The 13011-nt window shown below is 66.7% G+C and carries 13 protein-coding genes; 2 read left to right on the forward strand and 11 right to left on the reverse strand.

Going from position 1 to position 13011, the window contains the following annotated elements; translation table 11 throughout:
* Window positions 1-179: 179 nt before the first annotated feature.
* Together RDV84_RS12855 and RDV84_RS12860 are read right to left on the reverse strand one after the other, a co-directional pair.
* On the reverse strand, window positions 180-542 hold the full coding sequence (locus RDV84_RS12855) for a hypothetical protein (RefSeq protein WP_309153620.1): 363 nt from the start codon (window positions 540-542) through the stop codon (window positions 180-182).
* Between the two features lie 2 nt (window positions 543-544).
* Window positions 545-2920 (reverse strand): RHS repeat domain-containing protein, encoded by a 2376-nt coding sequence (locus tag RDV84_RS12860; RefSeq protein WP_309153621.1) that lies wholly within the window; start codon window positions 2918-2920, stop codon window positions 545-547.
* Between RDV84_RS12860 and RDV84_RS12865 the strand changes: the two genes are divergently transcribed.
* The gene (locus RDV84_RS12865) at window positions 2892-3446 is read left to right on the forward strand and encodes a cation diffusion facilitator family transporter (protein ID WP_309153622.1); all 555 of its coding nucleotides are present in this window, start codon (window positions 2892-2894) and stop codon (window positions 3444-3446) included. The genes RDV84_RS12860 and RDV84_RS12865 overlap by 29 nt on opposite strands.
* A 36-nt stretch (window positions 3447-3482) precedes the next feature.
* Here the strand turns inward: RDV84_RS12865 and RDV84_RS12870 are convergent, their stop codons facing one another.
* The 3 genes from RDV84_RS12870 to RDV84_RS12880 all read right to left on the reverse strand — a co-directional run bounded on the left by RDV84_RS12870 (window position 3483) and on the right by RDV84_RS12880 (window position 4964).
* The gene (locus RDV84_RS12870; RefSeq protein WP_309153623.1) at window positions 3483-4202 is read right to left on the reverse strand and encodes an SOS response-associated peptidase; all 720 of its coding nucleotides are present in this window, start codon (window positions 4200-4202) and stop codon (window positions 3483-3485) included.
* A gap of 70 nt (window positions 4203-4272) precedes the next feature.
* Entirely contained in the window at window positions 4273-4689 is a 417-nt protein-coding gene (locus RDV84_RS12875) for a GFA family protein (protein ID WP_309153624.1), read from the reverse strand.
* On the reverse strand, window positions 4686-4964 hold the full coding sequence (locus tag RDV84_RS12880) for a hypothetical protein (protein WP_309153625.1): 279 nt from the start codon (window positions 4962-4964) through the stop codon (window positions 4686-4688). The genes RDV84_RS12875 and RDV84_RS12880 overlap by 4 nt, the downstream gene beginning before the upstream one ends.
* 242 nt (window positions 4965-5206) lie before the next feature.
* Here RDV84_RS12880 and RDV84_RS12885 point away from each other — a divergent pair, with 242 nt between their 5' ends.
* Complete coding sequence (locus RDV84_RS12885) at window positions 5207-6511, forward strand: phospholipase D-like domain-containing protein (RefSeq protein ID WP_309153626.1); 1305 nt, start codon at window positions 5207-5209, stop codon at window positions 6509-6511.
* Between the two features lie 162 nt (window positions 6512-6673).
* Here the strand turns inward: RDV84_RS12885 and RDV84_RS12890 are convergent, their stop codons facing one another.
* From RDV84_RS12890 to RDV84_RS12915, 6 genes are all read right to left on the reverse strand, one after another.
* Entirely contained in the window at window positions 6674-7231 is a 558-nt protein-coding gene (locus RDV84_RS12890; RefSeq protein ID WP_309152621.1) for a cysteine hydrolase family protein, read from the reverse strand.
* Between the two features lie 115 nt (window positions 7232-7346).
* Window positions 7347-9041, reverse strand: coding sequence for an ABC1 kinase family protein (locus tag RDV84_RS12895; protein ID WP_309153627.1), 1695 nt, complete (start codon window positions 9039-9041; stop codon window positions 7347-7349).
* A gap of 15 nt (window positions 9042-9056) precedes the next feature.
* On the reverse strand, window positions 9057-9239 hold the full coding sequence (locus RDV84_RS12900) for a DUF3606 domain-containing protein (RefSeq protein ID WP_309153628.1): 183 nt from the start codon (window positions 9237-9239) through the stop codon (window positions 9057-9059).
* A 28-nt stretch (window positions 9240-9267) separates the two neighbouring features.
* Window positions 9268-9507 carry a hypothetical protein gene (locus RDV84_RS12905; protein WP_309153629.1) on the reverse strand — a complete coding sequence of 80 codons (240 nt, stop codon included), beginning with the start codon at window positions 9505-9507 and terminating at the stop codon, window positions 9268-9270.
* A gap of 237 nt (window positions 9508-9744) precedes the next feature.
* On the reverse strand, window positions 9745-11862 hold the full coding sequence (locus RDV84_RS12910) for an amylo-alpha-1,6-glucosidase (protein WP_250449475.1): 2118 nt from the start codon (window positions 11860-11862) through the stop codon (window positions 9745-9747).
* Window positions 11863-11878: 16 nt separating this feature from the next.
* Window positions 11879-12946 carry a glycosyltransferase family 4 protein gene (locus RDV84_RS12915; protein ID WP_309153630.1) on the reverse strand — a complete coding sequence of 356 codons (1068 nt, stop codon included), beginning with the start codon at window positions 12944-12946 and terminating at the stop codon, window positions 11879-11881.
* Between the last annotated feature and the right edge of the window lie 65 nt (window positions 12947-13011).

A 13011-nucleotide genomic window follows, 5' to 3' on the forward strand; every position in this document is an offset into this window, starting at 1 on the left:
ATGGCGTATAGGTATCAACTCAGCGAAATTGCAAGAGCGCTCGATGGGGTGGCAGTCCTCGTTTGGCCCGCAACTTTGGGAGCAGGTTGATCGATGCGCTGCCGTAACGCACCTTCCGCCGAAAAAAGAAAGGCCCCGTTGCCGGGACCAAGAAATCGGGATTGCTCGTTTCGCAAGTTTTAACCAAACTTTCGGTCGCGATACTCGTCCTGGATTACGCCTTCGTTGACAAATTTGTCGCTAGAGCAGCCCAGCTCATTTTGAGCGTAGGCTAACGCCTCTCCGGGAGCTAGAAAGTTTTCGGTCGAGCCGTGAGGTGGGTCTGGATCAACGTAGCTGAAGGCATAGACATCGAGAAAATCTGGCCTGCCCTCGTCGAATCGCTCGATCAGCGATACGTCAAAGCTGCCCTCTTTGGTTGGAGTGACGCTGACATATCGAATCACTGTTGTGCCATAAGCAGGGGCAATTTCGATCAATTGATCGACCACTCGGCCGCGCCTCAGTGCAGAAACAGCATCATCAAAAGTTAGATGTCTCATGATCACGGTCCGGGTGGTGGATTGCCCATTTCTTGGCCACGAAGTTGCCAGTGTAGATTGGCATCCTCGGCACGCATTTGTGGTGTGACGCCTTGATTGTACTTATTTGGATGTGCGCCAGGTATGGCAGAGTGAAACGGTTGTACTTCATGGATGGCTGAGCCAGGCATTTGATCTGCATGATGAAGTTCAAGGGGCACTTCTTTACCCGCTGCGTTTCTCATCGGTATGAAGTCCAATGGTCCCTTGCCTTCTGCGGCGCGCATCAAGTCGCGTTTAGTCCATGGTCCAAAAAAACGTTGCGCGAGAGCTTTAACTCCTAAACCAATTGCTCTTAGGTCGATTGCTCCCACACTAGCCGCCACGACAGGGCGTCCTTCGGGGCCTGCTGGAGTGAAGAGCAGCCCTAGGCCGACAAACGCCATGGTAGGCTCGTCTGAGCCTGGGTTTTGTGCTGCAGCTCCGAGCGCGCGAACATCGCTGCGCACTCCGCCAACGATGCCACTTCCGGCCTCTAGTAGACGATCCAAAGCTGTTTTTCGTTGTTCAGCTTTTTGTTCAGCGTTAGCCTTGTCTATGGATGTCTTATCCATCCTCCCATCGGGATCAACGAATTGGTACGGATTATTCCCGGCGTACTTATAACGATTGAAGTTCCCGCCCGTAACCGCGTTGGCCGTGACCGGGTCGACACTTAAGAATCGCCCAACGGTCGAGTCGTAGTACCGCTGCTGCATGTAGGTCAGACCGGTGCGTCCATCCATCACATGCCCGGTATAGCCAACGCCGTCGTAGCTGGGCTTTCCGATCGCAGCACCGTAGGGTTCCCACTCGGTCCGCTCGACCACTTGGCCTGCGCCATTGGTCACGGCGACCGGGCTGCCCAGCGCATCGGTGTGGTAGTACTTCGTCTCGACCGTGCTGGTCGCGCGATTCCAGTCGACGGTCGCCAGCAGGCTGCTGCCCAAGTAGATGTGCGGCCGGTTGATCTCGGGGTAGTTGTCGTTCGTGGCCTCGTTTGCGTGCCCTTCGTAACGGAACAGCAACTGCCCGCCTAAGTTGTAGAAGGAGTTAGTGAACTTCGTGTCCGCCTGGTTCGACTGGCTCAGTCGGCGGCCGTAGGCGTCGTAGACGTAGGTTTCCTTCCCCGGCGTCCGACGCAGGCGATTGCCATAGTCGAACTCGTACGCTTGGCCGTTCTTGTTGTTCAAGTTGCCCTGAACGTCGTAGCCCAGGCCGACCACGCTCGGCCCGTTCTCGCCCTCGCGCAGGTTGGTCAGCTGGTTCTTGTCGTTGTAGACATAACGGTGGTTCTTGACCCCGCCCAACGACCAGCCGCGCAGGTTGTCGACCGCGTCATAGCTGAAACGATGCCAGCAGTCGCCCCCGAAGTTGCACGAACCGACCGTGGACAATCGATCCAAGGCGTCGTAGCTCATCCAGCGGCTGTAGTGATCACCGCGCAGGCGATCCAGGATCTGGCCGACGTTGCCGTTGGCGTCGTAGCCGGTCTCCAGGTCGAGCGCGCCCACATCGGCGCTGCGCGATGGCAGCCGCCGGGCGTTTTGGGTCATCGTGTGCACGATGCCGTTGCCGTAGGTGAACTGGCGAATCGCGCCGTTCGGGTAGTAACTGACGCCGGAAGCGTAGGTTCGGCCGACCGAGCTGACGTTGGTCTGCTGCCCCAGCGCGTTGACCGCGTAGTTTACCTGCGTGCCGTCCGGAACGGTGTAGCTGATGCGGCTGCCGTTGGCGTCGTAGCCGTTGTCGCTGCTCCAGACCGCGCCGGTCTGCAGCGTGACCGCTTCGTTGCTCAACAGCCGCCGCTTGTTGTACTGGTAGCGGTTGACGATGAGGTTTTGTCCGGTGCCCTCGTTGTCCGTGGTGATCTCGCGGGCCAAGCCGTCGGGATAGTAGTTCCAGACCTGATTGCCGCGTCCGGTGGGGAAGCTCAGGGTCTTGAGCCGGTTACGCGCATCGTACGTGCGGGCCACGACGCGGCCAGAGGCGACGGCTTCGGCCCGATTGCATTGGTTCGGATCGGGCAGGTTCAGGCCAGCGGCCGACCACAGCAGATTGCCGGCCCCGTCGTACTCCATTACCGTCGCGCCGATCTCCGGCTCGATGGTCTTGCACAGTTGCTGGCTCTGGTCGTAGACGTAGCGACGCGAGATCCGCAGCGGCGCCGGAACCTTGTAGGTGCCGGAGTTGCCGATGAGCCAGTTCCCGGCTCCAATCGGCGATACGCCATGGATATAGATGCCTTGGTTGGCGTAGGCCTCCTGCTGCGCAGGCGTGATCGGAGCCGAGAACCGATAAGCCGTGCCCTGCGCTTGGCACGCCGCGGCGATGCCTGGATCGCTGGGCAGCGAAGCCAAGGGACGCCGCGGCTGGATGCAGGCGTTCCGCGACAGCAAGGACGCCACCACCCTCACCGTGCTGTTCGAAGACACCGCCGCGATGCTCGGCCTGCTGCTCGCGTTCGCAGGCATCGCCCTGTCCCAATGGACCGCGGACCCGCGTTACGACGGCTACGCGTCGCTCGGCATCGGCGTGGTGCTCGCGGTCACCGCGATCCTGCTCGCGCGAGAGACCAAGGGCCTGTTGCTGGGCGAGGCCGCGCAGCGCCAGGTTGCGGACGACATCCTGCGCATCGCCAACGCCGACCCGGCGATACGCCGGGCCAACGGCGTTTTGACCCAGCAGTTGGGTCAGGAATCGATCATGGCGGCCTTGAGCGCGGACTTCCACGATGCCTTGACCACGCCGCAGATCGAAGCCTGCATCCTGCGCCTGGAAGCCGCGGTGCGCGGCGAGCATCCGGATGTGGTCGTCTTGTTCGTCAAGCCGCAGACCGCGCAGACGTGGGAGCGGCGCAGGCTGCGGCTCGAAGCGGAAGCCTGAGCCGTCGGATACGGATGCTGTGTCCCGTCCCGCCGGCTAGTCGTCGTCGGTGAAATCCTCGTCGGTGTCGTCCGGGTATGCCGATTCGTTGTCCGCTGCAGCGGGTTCAAGCAAGGTGTAGTCGTCGCGGGTCTTGTCCTGGATCGCGCGGCCGACCGGATACGCATCCAGCGCGGGCAGGCGAAGCCCCTTCAACGATACGCCGGGAAACCAGGCGCCCGGCTTCAACCAGCGTTGCCAGCGGTCGGTAGGAACGAACACCGGCCCATCCTGGGTCAACGGCGCGGGGATCGCCGGATTGGGGCCGGTCAGCAGGGTGAAGGTGTAGAGCGCGGGCCCGTCGCGATCCCAGCATTCCCACAACCCGGCCAGCAACAAAGGCTCGCCCGAACGCGCGTGGATGAAGTACGGCCGCGCCGGCGCAGAGTTGCGGTCCCATTTGTAGTAGCCGCTGATCGGCACCACACAATGCTGCGACTGCCACGCTCGCCGGTACATTCGGCTGCGCGCGGCGCGGTCCAGGCGCGCGGTGACGGTGGTGTAGCGCGTCTGCGGCGACGGCGACCACGGCGGCACCAGGCCCCAAACGCATTCGCGCAGGCGCGGGCCGTCGGGCAGGCCGAGAACGGCGAGGGCGGTGTCGTGGCCGGCGATGTTGTAGCGGTCGGGCGTGGCCCGCAGCGCATCTGCGAAGGCGGGAAAAGTGGCCGACGCCCAGTCTGTTTCGGCCGAAAGCGCCTGCACGAATCTACGCATACCCGCGAGCCTGCTGCGGTGCGGCGATGCGGGACCGGACGAGCGCGCCGAGATGCCTGACCGACACAACCTACTCCGGCTGCGAGTCGCTGGGATGGTGAACGCCATCGCTGACCGGCACCGGATCGAGCAACAACGGATCGACACCTTCCAGGCAACCGACGTTGACGCCATATTCGTTGGGATCGGAGCGCCGCTGGTGATGAGTGTAGACGCCGCACACCGAGCAGAAGTAATGCTTGGCCGTCCGGGTATGGAACTGGTAGAGCCTCAGCGCTGCATGTCCCCGAACGACTCGTAGATCGGGCAGTGGCACCGTTGCCGCGATTGCGCCCCGGCGACGGCATAGCGAACAGTCGCAACGGTGCGGATCGACGATGCCGTGCGGCAGCCGCAGCTCCAGTTCCACCGCGCCGCAATGACAGGTGGCGCGATGGACCGGCCCGATCGTCGTGGCCCCGACGGATCGAATGCGTGTCGCGCTCACGAGGCTTTTCCTTGGCCGTTTGAGCGTCGGTTGCGCCAGGCCAGCATCTGTCCGACCAGCGCGGTCGCCAGCAGGCAACTGTTGGTGACGACGAATACCCAGTTGTCGAGCAGGACGCTGTACACCACAAATCCCAGCGAGGCCGCACATTGTCCGATGAACAGCCAGCTCGATACGCCCTCCTGATCTGGGCTACGGGCTTGCTTCACGATTTGACGCACCAAGGTGGCGATCAGCACGGCGGAGGAGATCCATCCGATCCAGTCCGGTTGCATGGGGACAACAGCCTCCAGTCTTGGGTGTATGGCGGGGCTCGTTCCACCGCGGGCGGTAGATCCGGCAGACGGCAGTCGTCACTGTGCGTTGCCACGCTCCTTAGCCGCTGCAGCGGTAGTCGAATACGCTGCAACGCCCTTGGTTAGGGATTTGCGAAGGCGACCGCCCGCCGCGAAGACGTCGAACGAACACCCGCCGGGCGATGAAGCTACGAAGGCTGGCGCGGCCATCGAGGTGGGGCATGGGCATCCTGGAACGAAAGCGTTGGACACGTCGGCAGGTCGGCGCCTGGTTGCTCGGCGCTGTCCTGACGACCGCCTTGGTGGCATGGGTCGCGGTGAACCTGGCCGGTCCGGAAAAGCGCATTCAACGCCTGCCGGAGCATCGCTACGGAGTCGAAGACCCCCAGTTCCGGCGCGAAATGTCGATCATGCTCGGGCCGGGCATCGTCGCCGGCAATGAAGTCGTGGATCTGCAGAATGGCGACGAGATCTTCCCGGCGATGCTGGAGGCGATTGCGGCGGCCCGGCGTTCGATCACCTTCGAGACTTACATTTACTGGTCAGGCGAGGTCGGCCGGAATTTCAGCCGCGCGCTGGCCGAGCGCGCACGCGCCGGCGTCGAGGTGCGCTTGACCATCGACTGGCTCGGCAGCGCCAAGATGGATACGGACTTGCTCGATGAGATGCGCAGCGCCGGGGTGCAGATCGAGCGTTATCGCCCGCTGGACTGGTACAGCTGGGACCGGTTCAACAACCGGACCCATCGCAAGCTCCTGGTGGTCGACGGCGCCGTGGCCTTCACCGGCGGTGTCGGCATCGCCGACCAGTGGCGGGGACATGCGCAAGACCCAGAGCATTGGCGCGAGGCGCATTTCCGCCTGCGTGGTCCGGCGGCGGGACAATTCCAGGCCGCCTTCAACGACAACTGGATCAAGATGACCGGTCGGCCTCTTTCAGGGCCGGCCTATTTTCCGGCGTTGGCGCCGGTCGGCGGCGCAGACGCGCAGATGTTTCTCAGTTCGCCCACCAGCGGCAGCGAGAGCATGCACCTGATGTACTTGATGGCGCTCACCGCCGCGCGGCGCTCGATCGACCTGTCTGCGTCGTATTTCGTTCCGGACGAACTCATCGTGCAGGCGCTGCTGCGCGCGCGCTTGCGCGGTGTACGCGTGCGCATCCTGGCCCCCGGCGAGCACACCGATTCGGAAACCGTAAGGCTCGCCTCAAAGGCCCAATGGGGCGCCTTGCTCGCGGCGGGCGTCGAATTCCACGAATATCGGCCGACGATGATGCACGTGAAGATGTTGATCGTGGACGAATACCTCGTATCGGTGGGTTCGACCAATTTCGACATCCGATCGTTCCGGCTCAACGATGAGGCCAGCCTCAACGTATACGACCGCGGATTCGCCCAGCGCATGCGCAGGGTGTTCGAGAGCGATCTGGCTCGGTCCCGCCCCTACACGCGCGACGCCTGGCTGCAGCGGCCGTGGCATCAGCGCGTCCGCGAGGCCTTGGTCCGCCCCTTGCGTTCGCAGCTGTGAGGCAGGCGCGCGGTGGCTGCGTGACCGGCTTGCGATCGCGGTGGCCCCAGATGCACGCATCGGTCGAAATTCCGATGGTCGCTCACCGCCTGCCCATTCCGGGAATCGCGGATCGTCATGAAAGCGTCGCCGCGGCAATCGAGTCTGCGCCGGCTTAGACGGTCATGGATGCAGCGAACGCGACTGCGCGCAGCGCGCATGCACCGACTGCTTGAGCACCGCGAGGGCCACCGCAGTGCGGCGCCGGCTCGGTGCGGCGACGCAATCGGCGGGAATCCTCACCGTCAGGTCGCGCATGTGCGCGTCGATCGCGGTGGCTGCGATGCATACGTCAGTCGAAATGCCGGTGATGGCCACTTCGCGGCAGCCGCAATGCTCAAGAAGCACAGCCAGCGGCGTGGAATGAAAGGCCGACTGTTTGGGCTTGAGCACGTAAAAGTCGTCCGCCTCAGGCGCCAGCAAGTCCGCTATCGGCGCGCCGCGGCAAGTCTCGTGGCGGCAGACCGCGACCAGTTCGCGGAAATCGGCGTGCCACTGGCCGAAATTGTCGTTAGCGTAGATCACAGGCGCGCCAACGCGTCGGAAGCGGCGCTTCAGCGCGGCGATCCGGCGCGCGGCCGGCAGCGCCTGCTTGAGTAGCGCCTGCCCGTCCGCGAAATCGAGGAAGTTGAACATATCGACGATCAGCAGGGCGATCTGGGGCGGAGCGGCGTTCGTCATCGATCATCGATTCCGCGACGGCTTGGAGGTTGGCGAAAGCAAGCTTTCGGAAAAGCTGCCTCCCAACAGGTTAGCGCGCCGCGAAGATTGGGGCGGCGGCGCTGGATTCACTAATCTAAGGCGGCGGTAATTTACGCGATGGGGCCTTACGATCGCTAAGTACGGCGCTGGCGATCAACCCAAGGCCTAACAAACAAGCAATCAGGAATAAAATCAGGGCAAGAGCGGGATAGCCGAATAGCATGTACGGTGTGTCGATCCGCATGATGATCGCTGAGGCCATGATCAATGCCGAAGCGATCGCTCCGGTGCTGATGCGGTTGGCGATTTTCTGCAGCGCTTCCATCAGCCGCGATTCCTCCAGGCCCGCCACAGATACCTGCAGGCGGTTATCAGCCAGCAGCGACAGCAGCGCCTGCAGTTTGCGCGGTCCGTCGCGCAGCAGGCCTTGCAGTTCCAGCGACTCGGCCGCCAGTCCGGACAACGACAGCGAACGGGTCAGGCGCTGGCGCATCAGCCGCTGCAGGTGCGGGCGCGCCACCGCTTCGATGTCGAGCTGCGGCGCGAGCGCGTGCGCGACCTGTTGCAGATTCAACAAGGTGCGGCCGAGCAGGCCCAGTTCGGCCGGCGGCCGCAGTCCGCAGGCGACCGAGATGCGCACCACTTCGATCAGCAGGCTGCCCTCGGCCAGGCCGTCGTCGGCCTGGCGCACGGCGTAGCGGCCGACCAAGTGGCCGATCTCGCGCCGGTAGCGGACCTCGTCGAAACTCTCCAGCCGCACCGCCACGCCGATGGCCTCGCTGGCGGCGTCCTCGCCGCGGCCGTCGAGCGCGGCGAGCATGAACTTGAGCAGGCGCTCGCGCCGCTGCGGCGGCACGTGCACGATCATGCCCAGGTCGATCACCGCCAGCCGGCCGTCGCCGGCCAGCAGGACGTTGCCCGGATGCGGATCGGCGTGGATCTCGCCGTGCAGGTAGGTCTGGTCGAGGTAGGCGCGCAGCAGGTCGGCGGCCAGGCCACAAAAGTCGCGCTCGGTGCGCAGCAGGCCCGACAGCGCGAGTACGCTGCGGCCGTGCACCAGGTCCATCGTCACCACCGCAGGTGCGCACAGGCTCCAGACCGGTTGCGGCACGTACAACCCGGGATACGGCGCCAGATGCCGGGCGAACCGTTCCAGGTTGCACGCTTCGGCGCAGTAGTCCAGTTCGCCCAGCAGGCTGCGGTGGAATTCGTCGAGCCAGTCGGCGAAATGCACGCGGCGGCCGGTCTGGGTGACCTTGTCGGCGGTGCGTGCGAGCCGGCTGAGGATGTCCAGGTCGGTGGCGATGACGTGTTCGATGCCGGGCCGGCGCACCTTCACCGCGACCTCGCGCCCGTCGCGCAGGCGCGCGCGGTGCACCTGCGCCAGCGAGGCGCTGCCCAGCGGTTCGGGATCGAAGTCCTTGAACGCCTTGGTCAGGCGCACTTGCAGGCTGTCCTCGATCCGCGCGCGCACCACGTCGTAAGGCAGCTGCGGCTCGACCCGGTCGTGCATGCGGCCGAGCGCGCGGTGCACGTCGGGCGGCAGCAGGTCGGGGCGCGTGGCCAGCGCCTGGCCGAGCTTGACGAAGGCCGGGCCCAGCGATTCGAGGTCGCGCACGAACGCCTCGGCGTCCGGCGCCGCGCCGGGCTGCGGCGCCAGCGCGTTGCCGTGCGCGGACGCCAACTCGGAGAATGCGGCGATGTGCCGGTACTTGGCGACGAAGGCGAGGATGCGCGCCGCGCGCAAGGCGCGGTTGTCGCCACCGGTGCGGGCGGGAGTTTCGCTCATGGGCGCGCCGCCGGATCAGCCGTTCGCACGCAGGTGCCGTTCCACCGCGTCGACCGATACGCCGACCGCGGCGACGGCCTCGCGCAGGCGGCGTTCGTCGACGCCGAAGCGCTCGGTCCAGTAGCGCAGCTCGTGGGCCTGCTCCAGGCTGATGCGTGCGCGGTCCTGGGGGCCGCGTCGGTCGCTGTCGTCGCTCATGCCGGTCTCCTGTGGGTGGGGTGTGGATTCACGAGCGCTGCGGCCGGTCGTGGCCGAACAAGCGTTCGATGCTGCCGCGGATGCGCGCGCCGACGTAGCCGTAGTCGATCGCGCCGGCCTGTTCGAGCACCCGCGCCACGGCCTGCTCGAACTCGACCTCCAGCACTTCGCGCTGCGGCGGATCGTCTATCCACGCCTGCACGGCGCTGTCGAGCCGGTCGAGCGCGCGTTCGAGCCCGGCGCGGGCGGGTCGGTCTTCGCGATCCATGGCGCTAGGGTGCATGACGGCCCAAGGCAGGCGCGGTGGCCTGCGGCATGAACAGGCGAAGCAAACCGCGTGCCAGCGCCGGCATGCCTCGACGCCGGCGCCGGGCGCGCGACGCACTGCGCAAATCGCGGAAAAGACCGCGCTGCGCGCGCCGCCTGGGCGATCTGCGCCGAGCCCGGCCACGCAGGTCCCGGAATATTTTTCGCACTGCGCAATCCTTGCCGCGCCAACCGCCGCTCAACTGCGCAAGTTGACCGGAATGGCGTTGGCGTAACGGCTTTCGCTGAACACGCCCACGCGCTCGCCGAATTGCTTGAACACCAGATCGACGCGTTCCTCGCCGACCACCAGCCCGCGCACGCGCACGTCGTCGATGCCTGGCGGCAGGCGCGGGCGGTCGACGTGGACCACGCCGTGCTCGCCGTCGATCTCCACGCCGAGGCAGGCCTGCAACAGCATGAACGGCGAACCCGCGGCCCAGGCCTGCGGCAGGCAGGCGACCGGGTAGGGGATCGGCGGCGCGCCCGGCCGGCGGGCGAAGCCGCAATACAGTTCGGGCAGGCGCATGTCGAAGTGCACCGCGGTCTCGAACGCGCTGCGCAGCAGGCGCGCGGCGGTCTCGCGGCCGTGCTGGCGGGCGATGCCGCTGGCGCACAGCGCGCTGTCGTGCGGCCACACCGAGCCGTTGTGGTAGGACATCGGGTTGTAGCGCGGCTGGCCCTTGGCCAGGGTGCGCAGGCCCCAGCCGGTGTAGAACGCGTTCGACAGCAGCCGCTCGGACACCGCATGCGCGCGCTGCGCATCGGCCAGCCCGGTGTAGAGCAGGTGGCCGGGATTGCTCGCCAGCACTTCGCACAGGCGGCCGTCGCCGTCCACCGCGAGGCCGTAGTAGCCGGCCTCGGGCATCCAGAACTTGTCCTCGACCGCGGCGCGCAGGCGTTCGGCGCGAGCGTCCCACGCGTCGGCGGCCGCGTCGCCGCGGCGGCGGCCGAGTTCGGCCATGGCGCGCAGCGCGGCGAAGGCGTAGCCCTGCACCTCGACCAGAGCGATCGGCCCCGCCGGGATGCGGCCGTCGGCATGGAACACCGAATCGCCGCTGTCCTTCCAGCCCTGGTTGGCCAGGCCGCTGGCCTCGGCGCGGGCGTAGTCGAGCAGTCCCCAGGGATTGGCGTCGCAGACGCGTTCGATCCACGCGGTCGCCGCGCGCAGCGCCGGCCACAGCCGGTCGATGAAGGCGCGATCGCCGCTGCGCTTGGCGTACGCGCCGGCGAGCATCACGAACAACGGCGTGGTGTCGACGCCGCCGTAGTACAGGCCGAACGGCAGTTCGCGCAGGCTGGCCATTTCGCCCTTGCGGGTCTCGTGCAGGATCTTGCCCGGCGCCGAATCCAGGAACGCGGAATCCTCCTGCGCCTGGTGATCGGCCAGGAACTGCAGCACGCCGCGGGCCAGGCCCGGATCGAGCCACAGCGTCTGCAGCGCGGTGATTACCGCATCGCGTCCGAACGGCGTGGAAAACCACGGAATGCCGGCGTAAGGGTATGGCCCGCTCGGCAGTTCGCTGGTCAGCAGCGCCAGGTCCGAGCGCGAGCGCCGCATCCATTCGTCGAACAGCGGCCCGTTGCTGCCGATGTGGGCGCCGCGGCGGCGGCGGTGGCGCATGCGCAGGCGCGCCTGGGTCGCGGCCTGGCGGAAGCGCGCGCGCGAGGGCGCGGCGTCGTCGCTGTCGATGCCGGCTTCGACGTACAGCTCGCCGTGGCCGCCGGGCTCGATCCGCAGTTCGATGTCCAGGCCGGCGCCGTCCTCGGCGCGCGGCGCCTGCGAGAAGGCGATGAACGAACTGCGAAGGACCCCGTCCAGGCCGCGGTACTGGAAGCGCCGGCGGCTGCCGTCGTCGCGGGTGGCGAGCATCTCGCCGCGGGCCTTGCGCACGCTGCCGCGCACTTCGAACATGTCGCGGAAATCGGCGGCCAGCTCGAACCGCAGCGGCAGCAGCGCCGGGCGCGAATCGTAGTTGGTGCAGGCGATGCGCTCGTACATGCGCTCGCCCAGCAGCAGGCGGGTGCGGGCGATGTGGACCAGTCCCTCGGGCGTGCCGGTGTCGCCGATCGGCGACAGCGCGCGGTTGGTCAGGTGGGCGACGAAGAACGCGTTGTCGCGCGAGACCGCGGCGCTGAGCAGGGCCGGACGGCCGTCGCCGATGCCGAGCCGGTACACGCTCAGCAGGCGGGTGTCGTTGTGGAACAGGCCTTCGGCCGGGCCGGCGATGTCGCCGTAGCCGTTGGCGATGAGGAAGCTGTCGCCGTCCTTGAGCACATGGCTGGTGTAGAGGGCGGCGGTGGCGGCGGCGTCCATCGGCGGGCCTCCGCGCTCAGGCGCTCAGCTGCAGCGCGCGGCCGCCGCGTCCGGCCAGGCCGGCGTACAGGTCGAGGTAGTCGTGGGCCATGGCCGCGGCGGAGAAGCGCCGTTCGAATACGCTGCGGATGCGCGCGCGGTCGTAGCCGACGACCGTGGGCACCGCCGCGGCCGCGGCTTCGACCGAATCCACCACCGTGCCGGTGACGCCTTCGTCGATCACCTCCGGCACCGAGCCGCAGTTCCAGCCGATCACCGGCGTGCCGCAGGCCATCGCTTCGATCATCACCAGGCCGAACGGTTCGGGCCAGTCGATCGGGAACAACAGCGCGGCGGCCTGGCCGAGGAAGCCGGCCTTGTCGGCGTCGCCGATCTCGCCGACGAACTCGATTCCCGGCGCGTCCAGCAGCGGCGCGATGACGTCGCGGAAGTAGTCGCGGTCGGCGCGGTCGATCTTGGCCGCGATCTTGAGCGGCCAGCCGGCCAGGCGCGCGATCTCGATCGCGCGGTCCACGCGCTTTTCCGGCGAGATGCGGCCGAGGAAGGCCAGATACCCGCCGGCCGGTCGCGGCGCGAACGCGAACAACTGCGGCGGCAGCCCGTGATAGACCGTGCCCAGCCAACGCGCCTGGCGCAGCGGCCGGCGCTGGTGATTGGAGATCGACACCAGCGGATAGCGCGGCCAGCGTTTGTACGCAGGCGCCATGTCCTTGTGGTCCAGGCGGCCGTGCAGGGTTGTCAGGGTGCGGTCGGCGCAGTCTTCGAAGAACGGGAAGTGCAGCAGGTCGACATGGAAGTGCAGCACGTCGAACTCGGCGGCGCGGCGGCGCACTTCGTGCATCTGGCTCAGGTGCGCGGCGAGGTTGGCGGTGTTGGACGCGAACGCGCCGGTATCCAGTCGGATCGCGCAGTCGCGCACCGGCGCCAGTTCGGCGCGGGTGGCGGCGTCGGCGGAGGCGAATAGGGTCACCTCGTGGCCGGCCTCGACCAGCGCATCGCACAGGTGCGCGACCACGCGCTCGGTACCGCCGTACAAGCGCGGCGGGACCGCTTCGTAGAGCGGGGAAATCTGCGCGATCTTCATAGCGTGCCTTTGCTGAGCAGGGAGCCGGGGGCGAGCAGCGGCGCGGGCGCCAGGGCGGCCAGGCC

It is taken from the genome of Lysobacter yananisis, assembly GCF_031199375.1.
Classification (GTDB): domain Bacteria; phylum Pseudomonadota; class Gammaproteobacteria; order Xanthomonadales; family Xanthomonadaceae; genus Lysobacter; species Lysobacter yananisis.